Source organism: Clostridium sp. AM42-4, assembly GCF_003480105.1.
Taxonomy (GTDB): Bacteria; Bacillota; Clostridia; order Lachnospirales; family Lachnospiraceae; genus Brotaphodocola.
The window spans coordinates 8,950-32,538 of sequence record NZ_QUIK01000017.1; the positions used below are offsets into that span (position 1 = coordinate 8,950).

At 47.8% G+C, this 23,589-nt stretch carries 21 protein-coding genes; 1 reads left to right on the forward strand and 20 read right to left on the reverse strand.

From position 1 onward, the window contains the following. Nucleotides 1-105: 105 nt before the first annotated feature. The 12 genes from DW922_RS13025 to citD form a co-directional block, all read right to left on the reverse strand. On the reverse strand, nt 106-486 hold the full coding sequence (locus DW922_RS13025; RefSeq protein WP_118543096.1) for a DUF2500 domain-containing protein: 381 nt from the start codon (nt 484-486) through the stop codon (nt 106-108). A gap of 271 nt (nt 487-757) precedes the next feature. Beyond that, nucleotides 758-1,279, reverse strand: a complete 522-nt coding sequence (locus tag DW922_RS13030; protein ID WP_279221339.1) for a TIGR02452 family protein — start codon at nt 1,277-1,279, stop codon at nt 758-760. 570 nt (nt 1,280-1,849) lie between these two features. Continuing rightward, the gene (gene tsf / locus DW922_RS13035) at nt 1,850-2,788 is read right to left on the reverse strand and encodes a translation elongation factor Ts (protein WP_118543077.1); all 939 of its coding nucleotides are present in this window, start codon (nt 2,786-2,788) and stop codon (nt 1,850-1,852) included. A gap of 171 nt (nt 2,789-2,959) precedes the next feature. Then, complete coding sequence (gene rpsB, locus DW922_RS13040; RefSeq protein WP_147561182.1) at nt 2,960-3,697, reverse strand: 30S ribosomal protein S2; 738 nt, start codon at nt 3,695-3,697, stop codon at nt 2,960-2,962. 216 nt (nt 3,698-3,913) lie between these two features. Continuing rightward, nucleotides 3,914-4,690, reverse strand: coding sequence for a GTP-sensing pleiotropic transcriptional regulator CodY (gene codY, locus DW922_RS13045; RefSeq protein WP_118543079.1), 777 nt, complete (start codon nt 4,688-4,690; stop codon nt 3,914-3,916). 112 nt (nt 4,691-4,802) lie between these two features. Next, a complete protein-coding gene (topA, locus tag DW922_RS13050) occupies nt 4,803-6,893 on the reverse strand; it encodes a type I DNA topoisomerase (protein WP_118720662.1) in 2,091 nt (696 codons plus the stop codon). A gap of 43 nt (nt 6,894-6,936) precedes the next feature. Further along, on the reverse strand, nt 6,937-8,049 hold the full coding sequence (gene dprA / locus DW922_RS13055; RefSeq protein ID WP_243032229.1) for a DNA-processing protein DprA: 1,113 nt from the start codon (nt 8,047-8,049) through the stop codon (nt 6,937-6,939). Nucleotides 8,050-8,165: 116 nt separating this feature from the next. Continuing rightward, nucleotides 8,166-9,704, reverse strand: a complete 1,539-nt coding sequence (locus tag DW922_RS13060) for a YifB family Mg chelatase-like AAA ATPase (RefSeq protein ID WP_118726809.1) — start codon at nt 9,702-9,704, stop codon at nt 8,166-8,168. A gap of 341 nt (nt 9,705-10,045) precedes the next feature. Further along, nucleotides 10,046-11,446 carry a citrate:proton symporter gene (locus tag DW922_RS13065; protein ID WP_118726810.1) on the reverse strand — a complete coding sequence of 467 codons (1,401 nt, stop codon included), beginning with the start codon at nt 11,444-11,446 and terminating at the stop codon, nt 10,046-10,048. A gap of 137 nt (nt 11,447-11,583) precedes the next feature. Further along, on the reverse strand, nt 11,584-13,146 hold the full coding sequence (gene citF / locus DW922_RS13070) for a citrate lyase subunit alpha (protein ID WP_118720658.1): 1,563 nt from the start codon (nt 13,144-13,146) through the stop codon (nt 11,584-11,586). A gap of 1 nt (nt 13,147) precedes the next feature. Beyond that, nucleotides 13,148-14,050: an aldolase/citrate lyase family protein gene (locus DW922_RS13075; protein WP_118705740.1), complete on the reverse strand. Its 903-nt coding sequence runs from the start codon at nt 14,048-14,050 to the stop codon at nt 13,148-13,150. Next, nucleotides 14,050-14,349: a citrate lyase acyl carrier protein gene (citD, locus tag DW922_RS13080; RefSeq protein ID WP_118720656.1), complete on the reverse strand. Its 300-nt coding sequence runs from the start codon at nt 14,347-14,349 to the stop codon at nt 14,050-14,052. Before citD ends, DW922_RS13075 begins: the two co-directional genes overlap by 1 nt. A 331-nt stretch (nt 14,350-14,680) precedes the next feature. On the opposite strand from citD, the gene DW922_RS13085 reads away from it, so the two are divergent. Next, complete coding sequence (locus tag DW922_RS13085) at nt 14,681-15,616, forward strand: LysR family transcriptional regulator (RefSeq protein WP_118726811.1); 936 nt, start codon at nt 14,681-14,683, stop codon at nt 15,614-15,616. A gap of 65 nt (nt 15,617-15,681) precedes the next feature. Here the strand turns inward: DW922_RS13085 and DW922_RS13090 are convergent, their stop codons facing one another. The 8 genes from DW922_RS13090 to DW922_RS13125 form a co-directional block, all read right to left on the reverse strand. Then, the gene (locus DW922_RS13090) at nt 15,682-17,325 is read right to left on the reverse strand and encodes a C40 family peptidase (RefSeq protein ID WP_195715070.1); all 1,644 of its coding nucleotides are present in this window, start codon (nt 17,323-17,325) and stop codon (nt 15,682-15,684) included. Between the two features lie 119 nt (nt 17,326-17,444). Further along, complete coding sequence (locus DW922_RS13095) at nt 17,445-18,107, reverse strand: cytidylate kinase-like family protein (RefSeq protein ID WP_347560316.1); 663 nt, start codon at nt 18,105-18,107, stop codon at nt 17,445-17,447. A 99-nt stretch (nt 18,108-18,206) separates the two neighbouring features. After that, nucleotides 18,207-19,121 carry an RluA family pseudouridine synthase gene (locus DW922_RS13100; protein WP_118726836.1) on the reverse strand — a complete coding sequence of 305 codons (915 nt, stop codon included), beginning with the start codon at nt 19,119-19,121 and terminating at the stop codon, nt 18,207-18,209. Further along, nucleotides 19,118-19,639, reverse strand: coding sequence for a signal peptidase II (lspA, locus tag DW922_RS13105; protein ID WP_118720648.1), 522 nt, complete (start codon nt 19,637-19,639; stop codon nt 19,118-19,120). The genes DW922_RS13100 and lspA overlap by 4 nt, the downstream gene beginning before the upstream one ends. Beyond that, entirely contained in the window at nt 19,636-20,739 is a 1,104-nt protein-coding gene (gene aroB, locus DW922_RS13110) for a 3-dehydroquinate synthase (RefSeq protein WP_118720646.1), read from the reverse strand. The genes lspA and aroB overlap by 4 nt, the downstream gene beginning before the upstream one ends. Before the next feature lie 149 nt (nt 20,740-20,888). Continuing rightward, complete coding sequence (gene sepF, locus DW922_RS13115) at nt 20,889-21,392, reverse strand: cell division protein SepF (RefSeq protein WP_118726813.1); 504 nt, start codon at nt 21,390-21,392, stop codon at nt 20,889-20,891. Between the two features lie 20 nt (nt 21,393-21,412). Next, entirely contained in the window at nt 21,413-22,093 is a 681-nt protein-coding gene (locus DW922_RS13120) for a YggS family pyridoxal phosphate-dependent enzyme (protein ID WP_118726837.1), read from the reverse strand. Between the two features lie 73 nt (nt 22,094-22,166). Continuing rightward, nucleotides 22,167-23,570: an HlyD family efflux transporter periplasmic adaptor subunit gene (locus tag DW922_RS13125; RefSeq protein ID WP_279221175.1), complete on the reverse strand. Its 1,404-nt coding sequence runs from the start codon at nt 23,568-23,570 to the stop codon at nt 22,167-22,169. Between the last annotated feature and the right edge of the window lie 19 nt (nt 23,571-23,589).

Here is a 23,589-nt window from a genome sequence, read left to right on the forward strand (position 1 = left end):
ACAAGAACAACCCCTACCACAATTTTAAGAAATATTTTTTTCACGCTATCAAAACTCCTTGTCAAGTTCCGATTTTCTTAATTCTACAAACTTGAAATTCTACTTCTATTTTTCAATAGCCCTCTCGAATCCCAGATAACGACTTCCCTGGAATGTCAGCTTTCCTTCGTCTCCTTCTGCCAGCATTCCATACTCTTTTCCATATACAGAAAATTCCATCCGATCACCGCTTTCCACCTCAAAAGTAACATAATAAGAGGTGCTGGTGGTAGTATGATACCCGTGAGTTCCTGAAGTGTCTCCTCCAACCGGCTCGTTGTGATGTGTCGTATTCTGTCGCTTGGCAGCCACCCTGGCTTCCACCGTTAAACGGGGAGAATTATTATTTTTATTCCAAGTTCTTATTCCACTTATGAAGGTAAATAGGATCATCCCAAATATCAGTAAAAACATAACTGGAAAAATCAAATCAAATAAATCAAACATCATATTCATAAACTCTCCTCCTGTAACTTCCGATTTGCAGCTTCTATTCTACCTTATTCGTATGGCGGCGGGGAATGATCCCCGCTTTGCAATCGCCCGCGCATGGTTGCAGGTTACGCCATCTGTCCACCCTTGTAGCTTTTCAGCCATACACATACAGCAAGGGGGATTTTCTGTTTCTATTCTACCACACATACGTGCTGTCTCATAGAAAATTCAGAGAAAATCTGGGACAAAACCAAACATTATTTTTCTTTCTTTTCTCACCTATCTATTTTCTGTTTCCAAGTACCCGCTTAAACACCGCATAATTGTTTCCACTCGGATTTACTGTTTGCTCCCGCTTCGGACAGTACACGGCAAATTCCACGGTATCAAAATCGTATTCAAACTCTGCCAGTACTTCCTTATAAGCTCGTGCCACAACCTCCGGCGGATTCTGAAATGCCCCGCATCCAAAGGCTCCGAGTATCAGCACCTCTGCCCCATTCGCCTTTGCGATGGAAAATAGACGCTTTGCACGCTTTTTATGAATTGCAAGCAGTTCCATCGGCTTAACTGCAATTGCCTTGGATGGCTCCGAGTTCCACTTGTTGTTTGGATTCGGGCGGAGATTTGGGGCTGCAATCGTAATTACATCCAGACTCATTCGCTGACTTTCCGGGAGCATCTGCATTCGGTGATCATCCTTAAAAACCACAACATCTGGTGTGTAGATCGCATCATCATTATAGGTTGTATTCACCTCTCCATTCCGCAGCATGCTATATCGCCTGGTTTCATTAAGTATCACGTCCTTGTTTTGTATCTTGTATATAGAATAGCAGGGATCGTAAAGATAGGAAATGTGATTTTGTGGAATTGGTTGGATGTATCTTTATTATATAGGAAAGCCGTCAGCATCTCTTCCGCTGGCGGCTTCTGTTATCCTTTACTATACAAATTTCACACACAAGCAAGCATTTTTGTATCAACGCCAACTCTTACAAACCGCATATTTAAGCCATTTTTCGATGGTGTACAAATCTATTTTTGTACACCTATTTTAGTGTACAAATTTTTGTATAGTAATCATTTTTTCGAAAAGAGCTTAGATGTCCTATAAACCAGACAGCATCTCTTCTATAAAATTAGTAATTTTTCCCTCTATACAAGTTTTGTACAACGACTGTACAAATTTGTATACGAGGGTGCAAAATCTGGTAACAACTTATGCTATCTACTCTATAACATCTGCCACAATAAAAACGCAAAGAAAAAGTCCGGAAACCCGCATAAACGCTGGATTCCCGGACTTATATCGTCTTCTATTAAATTGTACTAAGCTGTCAATTTTAGAAGCGAATCAAATGCGAAATTCGCATTAGTTACCCATCTGTTTTGCAACTTCCTCTGCAAAGTTCTCCTCTTTCTTCTCAAGGCCCTCACCGGTCTCGAAACGAACGAAGCCCTTAACAGTGATCTTAGCGCCGTTCTCTTTTGCTACCTGAGCAACGTACTGAGCTACGGACTGCTTGCCATCCTCTGCCTTTACGTAGGTCTGGTCTAACAGGCAGATCTCTTTCATCTCTTTGTTGATACGACCCTGGATCATGCCCTGGATTACTTTCTCCGGCTTGGAAGCTTCCTTCGGATCGTTCTGGATCTGAGCCATCAGGATGCCTTTCTCGTGCTCGATGAACTCTGCGCTAACCTCGTCACGGCTGGTATACTTCGGATTCAGAGCTGCGATCTGCATAGCGATGTTCTTGCCCATCTCTTTTACAGCATCGTTAACAACATCGGTCTCAACGTCAACTAAAACGCCGATTCTGCCGCCAGCATGGATGTAGGATACAACAACACCGTTCTCCTCTACAACCTGTTTGAAGCGGCGGATGTTCATGTTCTCACCGATGATGGAGATCTGGGAAGACAGAGCCTCTTTTACGGTCAGGGTCTCGTCTGCTGCCCACTTCTCAGCCATGAAGGTATCCATGTCTGCTGCGGTAGTGGTCAGAGCCTGTGCTGCAACCTGTGCAACGTAAGCCTGGAATTTTGCATTCTTTGCAACGAAGTCGGTCTCAGCGTTAACCTCAACAACAACTGCCTTCTTCTCGTCGTCGGTCATAGCGGTTGCTACGATACCCTCTGCTGCGATACGGCCAGCCTTCTTCTCTGCGCCAGCAAGTCCTTTCTCTCTTAAGAACTCTACTGCCTTGTCCATATCACCGTCGGTAGCTGCAAGTGCCTTCTTGCAATCCATCATACCTGCACCGGTCATTTCTCTTAACTCTTTTACCATTGCTGCAGTAACTGCCATTGTTAATTCCCTCCATTTTATATTTTAAAAATTTTGTTTCGTAACGCGAAAATGTGCCTTTGCGCCAAATGCGCATTCAGCGGAGCGTCTTCTTTCACAGGACGAATTTCCCATGAAACTTAAAATGCTCCGGCCTGCATATCCTGCAGGTCGAAGCACCTTATTTCTCGATTAAGCCTCGGTAGTTTCCTCTGCCTCGAATGCCTCAGCAAAGTCAGCCTGAGCCTCACCCTGGTTTGCCTCGATTACTGCATCTGCCATCTTAGCCACGATTAATTTAACGGCTCTGATTGCATCGTCGTTACCCGGGATTACGTAGTCAAGCTCTTCCGGATCACAGTTGGTATCAGCGATACCGATTAACGGAATACCCAGAGTATGAGCCTCCTGTACGCAGATTCTCTCCTTCTTCGGATCTACGATGAAGATAGCGTCTGGCAGTTTCTTCATCTCTTTGATACCGCCAAGGTTCTTCTCCAGCTTCTCCCACTCTTTCTTGATCTCGATAACTTCCTTCTTCGGCAGTACATCGAAAGTACCGTCCTCAGCCATGGTCTCGATTGCTTTCAGTCTTGCGATACGGCTCTGGATGGTCTTGAAGTTGGTCAGCATACCGCCTAACCATCTCTCGTTTACATAGAACATTCCGCAACGCTCTGCCTCAGTCTTGATAGCGTCCTGAGCCTGCTTTTTGGTACCAACGAAAAGGATGGTGCCGCCGTTTGCAGCGATCTCGGATACTGCGTTGTAAGCCTCGTCTACCTTGCCTACAGACTTCTGTAAGTCGATGATGTAAATACCGTTACGCTCGGTGTAGATGTACGGAGCCATTTTCGGGTTCCATCTTCTGGTCTGATGTCCGAAATGAACACCAGCTTCTAACAGCTGCTTCATAGAAATAACGCTCATGTTTGTTTCCTCCATTTGGTTTTTTACTTCCGCCTGCGTCTTGTGCTTCCTCCGGGACCATACGGCACCACCGTCAGAATCAGCAGACGTGTTTTTTGTCAGCCCCACTATGATATCATAACTGCCATGGTTTGACAAGGACTTTTTCGCAAAAAAAGGATAAAAAGAACAGAGAAATTCCGTTCCTTTTATCCTTTCTGGTTTTCTGATACCGGTTTATTTTGACATTTTAATATTTTTCAGTTCATCGAATACCACATCGTTTAAGACCTTAATGTAGGTTCCCTTCATGCCGGAGGATCGGGATTCAATAACACCTGCACTCTCAAACTTGCGCAGCGCATTGACGATCACGGAACGGGTAATGCCGACACGGTCTGCGATCTTGCTGGCTACCAGGATTCCCTCGTTTCCGTCGAGCTCTTCAAAGATATGGGTGATGGCTTCCAGTTCGGAGAAGGATAAGGTACTGATGGCAGATTTTACGATCTGCACTTTTCTGGTCTCTTCTGCGTTTTCTTCATTCACGGAACGCATCATTTCCAGACCGACTACGGTGGTGCCGTACTCACTTAAGATGATATCGTCGATGTCGTACTGCTCGTCACACTTGTAAATGAACAGGGTACCAAGACGTTCTCCCGCAATATCGATCGGGGTGATGATGGCCTGATATTTCTTGACATTCTCTTCTGCAAAGCCAAGTGTTGCGAGGTTTACGTTTTCTTTTGTGGAAAGGATGCTGAGCAGCCGTTCATTCAGCATGCGGTCTACAAAGCCGCCAACCTGGTCTTCAATCAATTCCTCAATTTCATCTACACCGGGGCAAAGACCTACGCCAAGAACTTTTCCTTTCTTACTGATCACCAGAATATTGGAAAGAAGGATCTCACTCAGGACTTTGCAGATGTCGTTGAATACCACTTTATGGGAATTGTTGTTATGCAGTAACTTATTGATTTTTCTCGTCTTATCAAGAAGCTGTACACTCATTTCAAAAAACCTCCTCAATTCATCGATATTCGTTTCAAATGTCTTCTCCAATATCTAAATATTAGCACGACTTTAAACAAATAACAAGAGTTTTTTGAAATTTTCAATTAATTTAATCATTGGACTGTTTTTCTTTGATATTTGCAGTGTACCCGCACTGTTCATTGGCACAGAGAAGCTTGCTCCCCTTCTCTACCATATAGCTGCCGCATTTCGGACAACGCTCTGCAGATGGCTTCTGCCAGGACATGAAGTCGCATTCCGGATTGTTTTCGCAGCCGTAATAACGTCTTCCCTTCTTGGTTTTCTTGATGACAATGTCTTTTCCGCACTGCGGGCAGGCCACGCCGGTCTTTTCCAGATACGGCTTGGTATTTTTGCAGTCCGGAAAGCCCGGACAGGCTAAGAATTTTCCATGCGGTCCATACTTTACTACCATGTTCCGTCCGCAGACATCGCAGATCACATCGGACACTTCATCGGCGATCTTGACGGACTCCAGTGTTTTTTCTGCTGTGGTAACTGCCTGGTCCAGATCCGGGTAGAAGTTTTCCACGATGGTCTTCCATTTTACGGTTCCATCTGCCACTTTATCGAGAAGCAGCTCCATATTTGCGGTAAAGCTCAGATCCACAATACTTGGGAAGCATTTCTTCATGATGCCGTTTACAGCCTCGCCAAGCTCTGTCACGTAAAGGTTCTTGTTTTCCTTTGTCACGTAGCGTCTTGCCAGGATCGTGGTAATGGTCGGCGCGTAGGTACTCGGACGGCCGATGCCCTGCTCCTCCATGGCCTTAACCAGGGAAGCCTCGGTATAATGGGCAGGAGGCTGGGTGAAATGCTGGCTCGGCTTTAACTCTGCCAGGTTCAGGATATCTCCGGTCTCCAGCTTGCCAAGGAGTGCATTGCCTGCTTCTTTGTCATCCTCCTGCACATAAACAGACATAAAACCATCAAACGACAATTTGGATGCCGCCAGGGTAAAGAGATAATCGCCTGCTGCCACCTTCACGGATGTGGTGGTGTAAACAGCCGGCTGCATACGGCTTGCGGTGAAACGCTTCCAGATCAGCTGGTACAGACGGAACTGGTCGCGCTGCAAAGACTCCTTCACAATGGTCGGTGTCAGGGTGATATCGGTCGGACGGATGGCCTCGTGCGCATCCTGGATCTTACCAGTGGTTTTCTTTGCCTGATCCTGTTTTAACACATAGTCACCGCCAAAGGTGTGCTCTACATAAGTGCGTGCTGCTGCATCTGCCTCCTCCGCGATTCGGGTAGAATCGGTACGCAGGTAGGTGATCAAGCCAATGGTGCCGTGTCCCTTCACATCTACGCCTTCATAAAGCTGCTGTGCAATCCGCATCGTTTTCTGGGTAGAGAAATTTAACACCTTGGATGCTTCCTGCTGCAGGGTACTGGTGGTAAACGGGATCGGTGGCTTTTTGCTGCGCTCGCCGTATTTCACGTCCTCCACAACATACTCTTTTCCTTCCAGGGCTTTTAAGATCTGGTCCAGCTCTCCTTTTTTGTGAATGGCAATCTTCTCATCCCGTGTGCCATAAAATTTGGCATTTAAAGTTTTTTTGCTGCCCTTCTGGGAAAATTCTGCCTCCAGGTTCCAGTATTCCTCCGGGATGAAGGCTTCAATCTCCTCTTCCCGGTCGCAGATCATGCGCAGAGCCACGGACTGTACGCGTCCGGCGCTCAAGCCACGTTTGACCTTTGCCCATAAAAGCGGGCTGATGCGGTAACCTACCATACGGTCCAGCATACGTCTGGTCTGCTGGGCGTCGACCAGGTTCATATCGATCGATCGCGGAGCCTTCAAAGATGCTTTTACCGCGTTCTTGGTGATCTCGTTAAAGCTGATCCGGTAAACCTTTTTGTCCTTTGCCTCATCCAGCTTTAAAGCCTTCATAAGATGCCAGGAAATGGCTTCTCCCTCGCGGTCCGGGTCCGTTGCAAGATAAATCTTATCTGCTTTCTTCACTTCTTTGCGAAGCTTTGCCAGAATATCGCCTTTTCCGCGAATCGTAATATATTTCGGTTCGTAATCATGTTCAGCGTCAAATCCGAGGCTGCTCTTTGGTAAATCTCTCACATGTCCGTTGGAAGCATCCACCTCGTAGGTGGAACCAAGGAATTTTTTGATGGTCTTCACCTTTGCAGGAGACTCCACAATCACTAAATTATTTGCCATAGCTACTCCTAATACCGGATCTTAGAAAACCGGCATGCGGCTTTCAGATCTTTTTTCCATAATAATGATTCGCCGCGCGAAACACGTATCCCTGCAATTCCAGCTCCAGCAAGATCCCCATACACTCGCTGATGCTCATGCCACACTTCCATGAAATTTCTTCCAGATGTTTCGCCTTGAAATCTAGGCAAGCATACACCATTTTTTCAGGCTTTGCAAGTGCATTTACATTTTTTTCATGAATAATTAACCTTTTTCGGCACTTTACACCGAGGTATTCCAGGATATCATTTGGTGAAATTGCCATATGCGCCCCCTGCTGGATCAGGCGGTTACAGCCTCCGCTTAAATGATCAGTGATACGACCCGGAATGGCAAAGATCTCTTTTCCCTGATCCAGCCCAAATTCTGCAGTGATCAAAGAACCACTCTTTTCTTTTGCTTCGACCACCAGAATGGCATCCGCAAGCCCGCTGATGATCCGGTTGCGCATCGGAAAATGCATCCGGTCCGGCCTGGTATCCAAAGGAAACTCAGAAATAATCCCACCGTGTTCGATCATCTGTCCGTATAGCTTATAATGTGCAGACGGATAACAGATATTCACACCACAGCCCATCACTCCATAGGTGTCTGCTCCCGCCTTTAAAGCCCCCCGGTGTGCCGCCCCGTCGATTCCAAGGGCCAGACCACTGATGATCTGCGTTCCTTCTTCTGACAGCATCTGGGCAAACATCGCTGCCAGACTCTGGCCATACTCTGAGCAGCCCCTGGCTCCGACAATCGCCACCACCGGCTTCTCCGGTGTCGGAAGCTTGCCCCGGACATACAGTCCCATGGGATAGTCGTAAATCTGCAAAAGCTGGCACGGATACTCTTTGTCCAGTGGTGTGACAAAGCGGATTTCTCTTTCTGCCAGCTTTCCATACTGCTCCATGATGCTTTCTCTCTGCTCTACGGCTTTTAAAAATGCCAGAATCTGTTTTTCCCGTAGAATTCCCGACTCCCGCAAATCTGTTTCTTCTATATTATATAGGCAGGAAAAGCTGCCAAAATACTCTCCCAGTTTTCGGATAGAAACAGCACCCACGTTCGGAATCTGGGTCAGGTAAAACAGCGCCTGCCGTTCCTGTTCCAGTTTTTCTGTTTCTGCCAAATTTTCGCTCCAAAAGGGCTGCTGGCAAATTCTTTCATCTTTTCCAGAATGTTCTCCCAAGATTTCTTCTGGTCTTTCTGCTCCTTCTTCGCTTTCTCTCCTTTTCTCCATCGTTCTCATGCCTCTCCTTCTTTCCCCCAGTAACGCTCCTGCAGATCCCGGTAACCTGCCGCCTCTCTAAGATGTGCCCGCTCGATCTGCTCTTTTCCATCCATGTCCGCCAAAGTTCGAGCCACCTTCAATATCTTATGACACCCTCTGGCACTTAATCCCAGTCTCGAAAAGATCTGCTGCAGAAAAGCCTCGTCCTCTTCCTTCAAATTACAGAATTTACGGATCTGCCGGATTCCCATCTCACTGTTGGTATAAATGCCGCTCCCGGCATAGCGCTCTGACTGGATCTTTCTGGCAGCTTCAATACGTATGCGGATTTCCTCCGATGATTCATTTACCTGCTCCGTGCGGATATCCCGGTAGGTAACCGGAGCCGCCTCGACACAGATATCGATGCGGTCTAACAATGGCCTGGAGATCTTTCCCAGATACCGCCGCACCTGATGTTCTGTACAGCTGCATTTGGAACGGTCTGGATAATAACCGCAAGGACACGGATTTAATGCCGCCGCCAGCATGAAATGCGCCGGAAACGAAAAGCTGCCATTGACGCGGGATACCGTAACCTGATGTTCTTCCAATGGCTGACGCAATATTTCCAGGGTTCGCTTCTCAAACTCTGCCAGTTCATCCAAAAACAGTACGCCACGGGAAGCCAGCGATATTTCGCCTGGTTTTGGCCATAACCCTCCACCAGTCAGGGCCTGGGCGCTGATCGTATGGTGCGGTGCCCGATACGGTCTTGTCCCGATCAGAGCATGATCTTTTGGCAGCATCCCACAAATGCTGTAAACCTTAGAAACCTCCAGCTGTTCTTCCCTGGAAAGTGCCGGCATAATGGTCGGGATCCGTCTGGCCATCATACTTTTTCCGCTTCCGGGCGGACCGATATAAAGAAGATTATGTCCTCCTGCCACCGCCACCTCTGTTGCACGCCGCATCAGGCGTTGTCCATTTACCTCGCTAAAATCTACCGAATAGTTTGTATCTGCCGCACAGAAACCCTGGTCTTTTTCAATCCGGAGTTTCCCCGTTCCATTTAATAATTCGATAATTTCCTGAAGACTCCGGATACGGACAATGTCCAGACAGTCTGCTGCGATCCCCTCCGCAACATTTTCTTCTGCCAGGAAACAGCGTTTGATCCCGCTTTCTGCCATGGCAAGCACCATGGAAAGTACACCGCGCACCGGCTTGATGCTTCCATCCAGACCAAGTTCTCCCAAAAAGCCTGTTTCTTTCAAAGAAGAAGGTTCTAAAATTCCATAAGCTGCCAGCACTGCCACCGCCACCGGAAGGTCACACGCCGTTCCCTCCTTGCGCACGTTAGCCGGAGACAGATTCACCGTAATCTTCTTCGACGAAAGGCGGAACCCTGCATTGCGCAGGGCTGTCCGCACGCGCTCCTCCGCTTCCTTCACCTCAGAAGCCAGTGACCCCACCATATAAAAACCAGGCAGGCCGTCACTGACGTCTGCCTCTACCTGGACCACATAGCCGTCAATGCCGCGCAGTCCTCCGCTGTATACTTTACTGAACAAAAATAGACTCCTTTCGTTTTTTTGACTCGAATATACCGGGAGATACCACAAAGCGCCACTATTTTCTATCGCAAAATTCGACTTTCATCTTGCAGAGCCTTTTTGCTTCAGAGGTGTAATTTCCTGTAAAATCAACAGACACCTCCCAGCGGAGCGCTTTTTGTTTCATAGGACACCATTTTCTCTGAAATCAGCGGACGCGCCACTGGCGCCTCCTCGATATGCCAGGCAACAAAAAAGACCTGCGCGGCAATGCGTATGCACTACCTGCAGATCTTTTTCTCTGGTACATCATGGAGAGGTCAAAACCACGTCCGCTGATTGCTCTTTTCGATATGAAATTATAACGGAAGGATTCCCAGTACAACTGCAAACAGCATGCAGAGAATGGAGAAGATCCATACATAGCCGAAGGATGCTTTGATATGATCCTTGATATCTACATCTGCCAGACCAATACCAAGCAGGGTTGCCGGTACCATCGGGCTGATGAAGGTTGCACAGTTACGGCATACAACCATGGCAACTGCGATCGGGAATGCTTCGACTCCGAAGGAAGCGCCAATTGCGATCATAACCGGAAGCATTCCGTAGAAGTAAGAGTCGGTATCGAAGCAAAGTGCTAACGGTACAGACAGGATACCGATTACAAGCGGCAGATGCTGTCCCAGGGATGCAGGGAGGATCATGGAGATAATTCCAGCCATATTGGATACAACCGAAGTTTTCATCATCTCAACACCAGGTTTTGCGATCACTGCTGCGCCATCTGCGTTGAAACCGTAAACCAGAATACCCATTAAAACTGCTGCACCCATCAGGGTAGAGCACATCATCAGGGCCGGGCCTGCATGACGGTTGATCATCTTCTTCTGAAGTTTGATCGGGGTGTAGTTAACAAGCAGAGCTGCTGCCACACCAAGCATGAACGGGAAGTAGCTCGGGAACTGATCCCATACTAACATTGCGATAACAGCGATGGTTAAGCAGATGTTGAATGCAAACAGCTTCGGTCTTGCATACTCGTTTTCGTCTGCAGCGTGCTGAGCCTCTTCTGCTGCCTCTTCAGCGCTGGACTCCTGTGCCAGCTTACCATTTAAGCCTGCGCCTCTCTTCTTCTCCTGGATACCTGCAAATACTGCATGTGCCAGGCAGAGAACGATACCAAAAATCTGGATCGGGATCAGTCTGCCCCAGAGCTGGCCAGCCTCCATACCAAGTACGGATGCTGCTCGCATGGTCGGACCTGCCCACGGCATCAGGTTTAATACGCCCATTGCCAGGACTGCTACACGAAGCAGAGTGCTCGGTCTCATGTGCATTTTCTTGTAAACCGGGAGCATAGCCGGAACGACGATCAGGAAGGTGGAAGCGCCGCCGCCGTCTAAGTGACCGATCAGCGCGATCAGTGCGGTCATTACCGTTACACCGATTACATTGTCACCAACATGCTTCATCAGCTTGTTGATGATCACATCAAACATGCCTGCATCGGTCATGATACCGAAGAACAGGACTGAGAATACAAACAATGCTGCAGTCGGACCGGTACTCTTGAAACCGCCCTTGATCAGTTCACCGATCTGCTCAATGGAATAGTATCCGCCGATTACCAGGATCAGACCCAGAATGGACGGAAAAATGATGAATGCCATACTCGGCATGGTTTTGCTCTTAAATAAGGTTACAACCAGAGCAACGATACACGCAAAGCCTAAAATACCTACTACTAATTCTGACATATATTCTTTCCCTTATGTATGTGTATGTGTCATTGTTACTGGGCACGCACGCGTGAACAGTACATGTGTGATTTTAGTTACCGGACTGACTGGGGATTCCCGGCCTCAGCCAGTCCAAATTATATTTATACCATCAATTAATCCTGAAACTCATACTCTTTGATCTCACGTACTACATCAAGTACAGTGCCGTCACGGCTCTCGATGATACCAACTACACGGTCACCAAACTGTACCGGATCCGGCTCGCCTACGATCGCATATGCCTTATCACGCAGTTCCTCAATGGTGCAGAACGGAAGCTTGACATCCTTCATGCACTCGATCAGGTCCTGTCTGCGCGGGTTGATGGCAATACCGTAATCCGTGATGACAACATCTACGGTCTCACCCGGAGTTGTTACGGTAGTAACGTTGGTGCAGATTGCCGGGATTCTACCCTGCAGGAGCGGTGCGATGACAATGGTGCACTTTGCGCCTGCTGCAGTATCCGGATGTCCGCCCTGGGCACCGGTGATCATACCGTCGGAACCTACGACTACGTTACAGTTGAAGTTTACATCGACCTCCAGGGAAGCCAGGATAACAAAGTCAAGTTTGTTGACGTAAGCGCCCTTATTGAACGGATCTGCATACTCGGATGCAGAGATCTCGATGTGGTTCGGGTTGGTCTTGATGGACTCAATTGCGCCCATATCGAAATCCTGAGTATCTACGATCTTGTCGATCAGGCCCTTTGCAAGCAGGTTGCACATCGGGGTGGTGATACCGCCAAGGCCAAGGCCCATCTTAATGCCACGCTCTTCCATGATCTTTCCAAGGGAGATCGTGGATGCGATGGATGCGCCGCCAACACCGGTCTGGTAAGAGAAGCCATCCTTGAAGTACGGAGTGTTGATCACGAACTGGGTGCAGTAATCTGCCATCATGATCTTACGGACATCGGTGGTCGGTTTTGCTGCACCGGTTGCGATCTTAGCCGGGTTACCGATTTCGTCTACCACGCAGACAAAGTCTACCTGGGTCATGGAGATGCTTGCCGGAATGTTCGGGAACGGAACGAGGCAGTCGGTGATTGCTACCACACGGTCTGCATACTGTGCGTCTACCATTGCGTAAGATAAAACGCCGCAGTCACTCTTTCCGCCATTAGCTCTCATGTTGCCGTATTCGTCACAGGTCGGAGCACCGATGAATGCGATGTCGATATGAACTTCGCCGGACTCGATAGCTCTGACACGTCCACCATGGGAACGCATGATCGCGATATCTCTTAATTTACCGGTGGAGATAGCCTCACCAATCTTACCGCGCACACCAGAAGACTGGATGCCAACAATGGTGCCATCTTCAATGTAAGGAACGATTGCATCGTTTGCCTTACCCAAAGAACTTGCGCAGATGGTGATTCCCTTAATGCCCATGTTGTGGATCTCTTCCATTACCATGTTTACCACATAGTCACCCTCACGGAAGTGATGGTGGAAGGAAATGGTCATGCCGTCTTTGATCTCACATTTTACCAGTGCATCGTGAATGTTCTCTACGATCTTGCTTCTCTTCGGGTCCATCATGGTGTGTGCCTTCGGAGCTGCTTTCTTATACTCGTAATTGTCGTAAGCGTAAGCACCCTTGAATGCTTCCTTACCGGTTGCTTTTAATACCTCTTCCGGGATTTCTCTTCCTACTGCATTGATCATCTTATAAATCCCCCTCATATACACCTGATGCTTTTGCCAGGGCAATTGTTCTCTTTGCGCCGTCGTAGAATGCGATATCGATCATCTTACCGTCTACGGTAAATACGCCGATACCCTGTGCCTTCTTCTCATCGATTTCTTTGACAACCTTCTCTGCGAAGATGATTTCCTTCTGGGTTGGAGTAAAGACTCTATGTACCACATCGATCTGACGCGGGTTTACCAGAGATTTTCCGTCAAAGCCCATCATCTTGATCATTCTTACTTCTTCCTCAAACACATCCATCGCATCGAGGTTAGTGAATACGGTATCCCAGCACTGTACACCAGCTGCTCTTGCAGCGATGATCATCTGCTGTCTTGCGCCCTGCAGCTCTACACCGGTTCCGGTGATCACGGTCTGCAGATCTTTGGTGTAGTCACCACCTGAAAGTGCGATACCGATCAGACGGTCAGAAGACTTACAAACCTCAAGTGCATTTAAGACGCCTTTGCAGGACTCCAGAGCTGCCATTAACAGGGTAGAACCTTCCGGTCTTCCGAACTCTCTCTCGGCTGCCAGTACATGCTCCTCTACGGTGTGAACATCCTGCGCGGTCTCAGTCTTTGCGATACGGATGGTATCAGCGCCGCCTGCTACGCAGACACGGATATCTTCCTTCCAGTGCGGGGTGTCCAGTCCATTGATGCGGACAACACGCTCAACTCCGCGGTAGTCGATCTCCTGCAGTGCATGATACAGAGAGTATCTTGCAGCATCTTTCTGGTTCTCTGCTACTGCATCCTCCAGATCCAGCATAATAGAATCCGGTTTGTAGATGTATGGATCCTTAATGAGACCCGGCTTCTGGCAGTTTAAGAACATCATGGAACGTCTCAGTCTTTTCTTATTCGGATGGCTCATTATTTAATTACACCTCCCCATGGAAGATTTTCAGTGATATCGTTGGAACGGTATACTGCACACTCAACACGTGCCTTTAAGGTGCAGTCCAAAGCACCCTTGTCCACAACGGTTATCTTTGCGTTTGTTACGTCCAGACGGTTTAAGGTCTCAAGGACGGTTGCTTTGATCTGCTTTCCAAACTGATGGATCACACTGCTCTCGATGGAAAGCTCAACAGTACCATTTCCCGGCTCTACGGTAACCTGGGCATCGCTGGATTCCAGGGTACCTGCCATGGCAGCTTTCTTTACTTCCATTTTTTTCCTCCTTTTGTCCGAAGACAATCAATACTTGATTCGCCGTATGTTTTTGCTATCACACACCGATTTTTTGTTCTTCCACAGTGTATCACTTGAAGTACAATCTTTCAAATACTTAAATTATTATAGTGGATATAATTTTCACTCTATGGCTTTTTTGTTTTTGATAATTTTTAACCTATAGCGCACTAATAAAAAAGTTATATCAATTCAAACAAGGTCACGCAATTGAATCAAAGCCCTTTTTATGCTATGATAGATAGAAATATTACCACTCCTGTCGCTCACGATCTTATGTGCAGACAGGCACAGAAACGGAGTCTTTCCTATGAATATCAAGCACGCCCAGTATATGCTGACGGTCATGCAGGAAGGCAGCATCACCGCAGCAGCCAAAAAACTTTATATTTCACAGCCATCTTTAAGCCAGATGATCAAGCTTGTGGAGACCAACCTTGGAACCGCGATCTTTAACCGTTCCACTGATTCCATTACCCTGACCTATGCCGGTGAGAAATATATCGAAGCAGCTAAGCAGATCCTTACTATCAACAACAACCTGCAAAAAGAGATCGATGAAATCAATCACGAAGATCATGGTTCCTTAAAGCTTGGAATTCCGGTGCAGCGTGCCATGCAGGTACTTCCTTATGTATTGCCCCGCTTCATGAAACGGTACCCTTATGTGGACATCGATCTGCACGAACACGGCTCTTCCATCACAGAATCCATGCTTCTGGAAGGCGCTATTGATCTTGCCTGCATTACTACTTATCCCAAACATGAAGAATTGAATTATATCCTGATCGAGGATGAAGACCTGGTTCTTCTGACCAGCCGTAATACCGACCTAGCTAAGCGAATTCCCTCCGGAACTCCGATTGAGATCAGCGAAGCAAAAAATGAGAATTTTATCTCCAGCAAGGAAGGACATAATGTCAGCACAGTCCAAAAGCAACTTTTCGCCACCTACGACATACAGCCCAAAATCCTCTTAAAAACTACAAGCATTGAAGTCGGTAAACGTACCGCCATCGCCTGTGACGCTGTGATGATCTGTCCGATCAACTACATCAAAATGTCCCCGGAGCTGTATCCGTACTGTACCGTTTACCCGATCAAGGGCATTGAGAACCAGCGGAGCTTTTACCTTTGCCACCGGAAAGACTTATATCTCACAAAATATATGCGCGATTTCATCCATATTCTGACCGAAGTAGAAAAACCATTCCTGCATGGAACTGTGTTTTCTGATACCAAGTGAATTTTGTAAATCAAAAAAAGAATTCTTCCCATTATATCCTGCCATTGGGAAGAATTCTTTTTATTTTAATCCAGGAAGGACCGGATGGTCTTCGGTGTACGGTAGTTCCAGGTGGAAATCTTGATTCCGCTCCGGCGGCTTGCCGCATGAACGATCTGGCCGTTTCCGATATACATGGCTACATGATTGACGGTTCCTTTGCTGTTGGTATAGAAGATCAGGTCTCCCGGGCGCATCTCGCTGGACTTAACGGAGCGGCCTGTCTTTGCCTGCTCCCTGGAGGTCCGCGGAAGGCCCACGCCTGCCACATGGCTCAGCACATACTTCACAAATCCAGAACAGTCTGCACCGGTATGCGGGTCATTGCCGCCCCAGACGTACCGTCCGCCCACAAACTGCAGTGCATAGTTGACTACCTGGCTGCGCAGGGATGCAGACTGGTTTGCTTTTTCCTCAAGCGGTGAGAATTTGATCGCTTCGTTTAACGCATAACGCACCTCGACGTTATTATCGCGTGTGGAAATATACGCATTATCGGCTGACTCGCCGCTATCACCGTCGCCGGTGTCCAGCTCGATTTCGACCCAGCCGTCCAGCTGGGAAACTACATTGTAGCGCTCTTCCTTGGAAATCTGGGTCCAGATCTTCGCATCGGTGTTCGGCTCTGCCCGGACATTTAAGCGGTCAGTGGTTACGATCGCCATTAAGGAAGCTGCCCCGACTGCCAGGTCCTTTGCCTCCTGCCCTACTGCTACATACTGCGGATCTGCCGTGATATAGCCAGTAATGGAGCCGGACTTGATCTTGTACCAGCCATCCAGCGTCTCCAGGATTTCACCTGCTGCCTGCCCCGGGAATTTACCGATAATGTTTGCAGAGGAATCGGTACTCGGTTCCTTGCGGATGTTTAAGTAGTTATTGACCTTAGAAATGACCAGATTGTCGTACTGGTTCAGTGCCATTGTCTTTAAGTCCAGCTTGCGGGCTTCATTTAAGGCATATTCCACGGTGACATAATCTGCGGAAATATAGCCTTCCTCAATTTTCACCCAGCCATCCTGCTCGTCTTCAACCGGATAGCGTTCATCCACAAGTGCCTGTCCTACTACATTAGCCGGATCTAACACTGGCTCCTGGCGGATATTCAGCTTATCGGTCTGGATGATGGCCATTTTCGTAACGTAATCCAGTGCCTTCGTGCGGGCTTCCTCCCCGCTGATCACATACTGGTTATGAATATAACCCTCAATGCCGCCGGATGTGATATGGTCCCAGTCACCTTCCGTACCTAAGATCTCGCAGGCACTGTTCTGCTCCAGTTTTCCAATGATATTGCCATCGGAGCCCGGCGTTTCACGGACATTTAAATAGCCAGAAACCTGCACCAGCCCAAGATTCTGGTAGGAATCCACAACTGCTTGCTTCTGGGCCAGCTCTTCACTGGCTGCCTGTGCTTCTGCGTCAATGGACAGCGCCTCTTCCCCACCGGCATCCGCCTGCCTTGCATTGGATGCAGTGGCACCCGCTGCCGCATCACCGGAATTTCCGGCCGGAACCGGAAAGCCCCCTTTCTTTGCGAAGATTACGATACACAAAGCCAGAAGGAGCAGGAGAACCCCGATGCCTGCATAATGCAGGTACTTCGCTCTCTTTCTGCGCATTCTGGCTCTTTTTAAGATCTGGTTATAGTCTTTCTTTTCTTCAGACATGGTATTTCTCCTCATTTAAACTGTATTTCAGTATAACATACCTTGCCTGATATTTTAAGTGATAGATGTGAAAAAAGTATTAATTTTCTATCACAGTTGTTACCATATCTGTTACAGCTTTAGGAATCAGCCTCGTTCTGTGCTGCTTTCGCCTTCGCAAATGTGATGATCATGTCAGCTGTAGCGTCTGGTCCAAGTACGGAGCTGTTGATGCACATATCGTAGCTTCTGGAATCGCCCCATTTTTTACTGGAATAGTAATTGTAATAGCTGGAACGCTTTTTATCGGTCTTCACCATGATGTCCTTTGCCTTTGCATCGTCCACGTTGTACAGCTCCTTGATGCTCTTTAATTTGTCTTCATCGTTTCCGGTGATAAAAACAGATACGGTGTTCGGATCGTCTGCCAATGCATAATCGGCACACCGGCCTACAATAACACAGGATTCTTCCTTCGCCAGCTTCTTGATCGTTTCAAACTGCGCCAGAAAGATTTTGTGATTGATCGGCATATCCATATACGATGAAGTCGTATACCCGAGAGAGTATGTATCCATGACCAGGGAATATAAAAAGCTGCTGGTCGGTTTTTCGTCATGTGTCTCGAACAGTTCCTCACATAAACCGCTTTCCTTTGCCGCTCTGGTCAGAAGTTCTTTATCGTAGCACTTTACACCAAGCTTCTCGGCAATTTTCTGACCGATCATTTTACCGCCGCTTCCACACTGTCTTCCGATTGTAATAACAAGATTTCCCTTCATACGATCTTCTCCTTTCATCATACACATGATGTAATTCTTTTCATTAATTAGATTATAGCACAAAAATCGTAAATAGTATAGGAACATTTTGAGGCTTTTTGTCTATTTTCAGAATATTTTTTAATCATTTTCCAGCTTCCGCAAAAGCTTTTCAAAGTATTCCGGAAGCGGTGCCTGAAATTCCATGTATTCTCCTGTGGACGGATGAATGATTCCAAGAACTCCTGCATGCAGTGTCTGGCCCTGAAGTCCGGAAAATGGTACCTTCGCCGGTCCATACACCTGATCGCCAAGAAGCGGATGCCCGATACTCGCCATGTGTACCCGGATCTGATGCGTCCGTCCCGTCTCCAGCTGACATTCCACAAACGTAAAACGCCGGAAACGCTTCAGCACATGGTAGTGCGTGACTGCCTCTTTTCCGTTTTTCTGGTTAATGCTCATCTTCTTGCGGTCCACTGGGTGACGTCCGATCGGGGCATTGACCGTACCCTCGTCCTCTTTGATCACACCATGGACGATCGCATAATATTTGCGGGTAATGGAGTGTACCTTCAGCTGTTCGGCGATCGCATTGTGCGCTTTGTCATTTTTGCAGACGATCAGGACGCCGGTGGTGTCCATATCGATGCGGTGAACAATTCCCGGACGCATCACGCCGTTGATCCCGGAAAGCTCATCTTTGCAGTGATACATCAACCCATTTACCAAAGTTCCGGTATAGTGGCCGGCTGCCGGGTGCACTACCATCCCTTTTGGCTTATTGACCAGAATAATGTCTTTATCCTCGTACAGGATATCCAGATCCATAGGCTCTGCCTCGATCTCCGGCTCTACTGCGTCCGGAACCTCCAGGAAAATCTGGTCATTTTCAGAAAGCTTATAGTTACTCTTGACTGTTTTTCCATTCACCGTAACGCCGCCATCTTTTAAAAGCTTCTGGAGATAGGAACGAGTCAGGTCTGCAAGCTGTTCACTTAAATATTTATCGATCCGCTGTCCTGCACCGGACTGCACTGTCAGTTCGTAGGTCACCGGCGTTCCCCTTTCTTCCACTCAAAGATTGCCAGATCCTCCTCTTTATAATAGAAGCAAAGGAAAACCAGCAAAGCTGCGGTTGCTGTGGTCACATAGATATCTGCCACATTAAAGATCGGGAAATCGATCAGCTTAAAATACAAAAAGTCCACGACATACCCCTGGCTTGTGCGGTCTACCATGTTTCCCAGTGCCCCTGCTGTGATCAGGATCGTACAGATCCTAAGAGCAGTATAGCGCAGATTACTCCAGCCCGGCATGCGCCACATCACATAAATAGCGGCAGCCAGCACAACTGCCCCGATCAGGAAGAAGAAGCCCTGCTTTCCCTGCAGCATGCCGAACGCAGCGCCGCGGTTTTCCGAATACAAAAGCTCGAAGACTCCGTCCAGGATCACGAAAGGAGTCTTGCCTTTTAAGTGAGCCACCGCCAGAAGCTTGGTATACTGGTCTAAAAGCACCAATGCCAGGCTTAGTGCTGCCCAGGAAAGCAGGTTAAATCCCTTTGTCTTCATAAAGCTCCTCCCATCAGAAGATCCAGACTCTGTTCCATCTGCTCATCGGTTACCGTGCGGTCAATGAACGCTTCACCGATCCGGTGGAGCAGGATAAACTTGATTTTTCCGGAATCCATCTTTTTATCGTTCTTTGTTGCAGCGATCACCGCCTCTTTTGCAAGTCCGAAATCCTTGATAGAAACCGGAAGCCCGAATTCTTCAAATACATTCCGGATCTGTACTGCCTCATCCATGGTGATCTCTCCACGCCCGGCAGAAAGATACGCTGCAGCTATACTGCCAAGAGCTACACATTGTCCATGAAGCAGTTTAAAATCCATCAGCTTTTCGATGGCATGTCCCAGCGTATGCCCAAAGTTTAAGATTCCGCGGATTCCCTGCTCGGTCGGATCCTGCTCAACCACATCGCGCTTGATCCGGCAGCTGATGAGGATCATCTGCTCGCAGATCGACAGGTCTCTTGCAAGAATTTCTTCCCGGTGCTCCTGCAGCCATTCGTAGTAACCGGCATCCATGATCAGACCGTGCTTGATGACCTCGCCCATACCGCAGGCAAACTGCTCCTCTGTCAGCGTCAAAAGACTGGCTGCCGCCGTGTATACAAGCTGCGGCATATGGAAGGCCCCTACCATATTTTTGTAGGCATCAAAATCTACCCCTGTTTTTCCGCCAATGCTGGAATCCACCTGGGAGAGCAGCGTGGTCGGCACCTGGATAAAGCGGATTCCTCTTAAATAAGTGGCAGCCGTAAAGCCGCAAAGGTCTCCTACCACACCACCGCCGAGTGCCACCAGCATATCATTCCGGTCATAATGATTCTGGATCAGGAACTCATACAGCTTGCGCACGGTATCCAGGTTCTTGTTCTTTTCCCCGGCCTCAAACACAAAGAGATGCACCTCCTTGCAGACCGGCTCCAGCTGGCGGATCACCGTCTCACTGTAAAGCTCTGCCACAGTGCTGTCTGTCACCACACAGAGTCTTCTCTCCTGCACGGAAAGAGCTGCAACCTCCTTCCCCAGCTTGTCATAATTTTCTTCCATTACAATATCATAAATGGGCTTTCCATCCCGGTGTACTGTCATACGATCGCTCATGGTGTCTGTACTCCTCTTCACATTGTTGAATCTGTAATATAGAATTTATATAAAGAAATACAGACAATTTTCCTTCCAGTCCGTCGGAAAATTGTCTGTACCCCTGTTCCTTCTTCTCAAAAGGTATGTAACCTGCTCTTGTCTGCTTGTTATAAACGGATATTCAGTCCTGATACATCCAGCGCGCCGTTTCCGATTATTTCCTGGAAATCGCCGGAAAGCTCTACGGATTCCGGTGTAGCAATAAAGATATAGCTGGAAATCTTCTGGAGGTTTCCGTTCATAGAGTAAGTTGCACCGGACGTAAAATCGATGATACGCTGTGCAACCTCTGTGTGGATTCCTTCCATATTCAGAACTACTGCCTTGCCGGCCAGCAGATAATCACAAATTTCTCTTGCGTCCTCAATGGAGGTAGGCTTTACCATGGATACTTCCATGCCGCGCTTCATTGGAACTACTTTAGAAGAACGAGAGAAAAATCTAGGTTTTTCATCGCCCCCGTCATCGTAACCTTCTGAATCATCACGTGCCGGGAAACGTCCCCTTTTGGCAGGCTTTTCTGCCTCATAATCGTCATCCGGACCAAAGTATTCTTCGTCCTCTTCCGGACTAAAGCGCATGGTATCCATCAGTTTGCTCAAAATGCTCATAACCTATTCTCTCTCCAATCTTATCTGGCACCAAATATTCCGGTGCCGACTCTTATCATGGTTGCCCCTTCCTCCACAGCTACCTGATAATCTCCGGTCATACCCATAGAAAGGACACTCATGCTAACATTATCAATGTTTTTCTTTTTGATGTCAACAGATAATTGATATAATTTTTGAAAAACCGGACGATTTTTTTCAGGATCATCCACGAAAGGAGCAATCGTCATGAGACCTTTGATCCTAAGATGGGAAAATGCCGCAATTTGCTCTACCATTTCCGGCACCTTCTCCGGCATCATCCCGAACTTGCTTTCCTCTTTTGCCACGTTCACCTCCAGCAGGATATCTGCCGTGATCCCAAGCTTTTGTGCATCCTGGTCGATCTGCTCTGCCAGGCGGAGGGAATCCACCGAATGGATCAGCACTGCATGTGGAAGCACCTGCTTCACCTTATTGCGCTGCAGGTGGCCGATCATATGAAAACGCGCATCCTCCGGCATCTTTGGGCATTTTTCAAGGATTTCCTGAACCTTGTTCTCGCCAAAGTCGCGGGCACCCGCCTCGTATGCCTCCTCCAGCATAAACAGCGGCTTTGTTTTGCTGACTGCGATCAGGGTAACATCCTTTTGGGAACGGCCTGCTTTTTCGCAGGCTTTCCGGATATTTTCCCTTACCTCTTCTAAATTTTCCTGTATGATATTCATAGCTTGCGCCTCCTGTTCTTAAGAATCCAGATAACTGCTTTCGTCGCCTTCCAGCCGTGGAGCGGGGTTACTGGTAGATCAGCTGTCCTTCATAGACCGTATTGGCATCCAGCACAATGTGGTCATACACAGACAGTCCATAATTCGTGCCCTTTTTGATCGAATAGTATTCATCGTTTGATTTTATGATCTCAATCTGCTTAAAGACAGCATAGCCTTTATTGATATTATATACACCCTGTAAGGATGCAGTCTGTCCGATCTGGTAGCGGTCCTGGGAATCCGGCTTCACCACATAGTCTCCCGCCTTCAAAGGCGCATCGTCTCCTGTTTCAATATAGTAGTATTCCTCATTCGCGTAATAGATCGTAACCGGGACGAATTCCGCCGAAGTGCCGTTTTCCGAATAAACCTCTTTCATAAACCCGGTGTCACTGCTGTCCCCACCCTGAGCCATATACTCTAATGGGATCAGGTAGAAGTTCTTTTCCGTTACCGCCGTAACCGGGATCTTCAGGCCGTCCGCCTTCTCACTGTCTACCTCGAAGGTGATATAACGGTCCGAAGCGAACTGTACCATATACTGGTTAAAGTCCAGCTTTCCATAGGTGGCCCCGTCTGCCCCGGTAATTTCTGAAAAGTTACCGGTCGCATCCAGGTCGTTGGCCGAAAATGTAACATGAAGCTGTGTCTGATCCTTGTATTCCTCCTTTTCCTCATCCCCAAGCGGAAATACAATGCTCCAGTTATCGGAGGTGATCAGCTTATAGACCGGAGCAGACTGCTCGATCAGCTGTCCGGCCTTTGTGATTGCCTTGGAATAGCCCGAACGGTCAAAGGTGCCTTCCGTCACCTGGTCTGCCGTCAGGCCCTCAAAGCCGTCGACCGCGTAGGACACAACCCCGGATACCGGGGCGGTTACCTGAACAAAGGAAGCTCCTGCCTGCTGCATGATGCTGTCCAGGTTTCCGAGCGCATTAAAATTCGCATACTCCAGCACAGCCGCCTCCAGCGAATACTGCAGGTCATAGGTGTTCTCAAATTTCTGGTCCCGGTAGCTCATGGAAAAGGAAGAAAGCTGGCGTTTTACATCGCTTAAGTTTGCGTCCGTCAGCCCGACATTTGCATCGGGATTTTCCTGCATCAGCTCTGCCATATTGCCGGTCTCGTCGATCGAATAAATGCGGGTGCCGATTGCTGCGCGTTTTCCCTCACGGATATAATAGTTGATATAACCGGCCCGGTCTGTATTTTCCACCCGCTCATCCCGCAGGATGATTCCTGTATACTGGCGGTCATTTACGATATTTCCTTCTACAACCTCGTAAAACTGCACCTTATCCTTCTTCAAATAAGTATAAACACTGAACGCCAGATAAAGGAAGATGACCGCAAAAACGATCATGCCTACATTGATATGATATAATCTTGGGAATCTTATAATCTTCTTTGATTTTTTCTTTTTTGCCAATGCCTTTATTCCTCCTGGC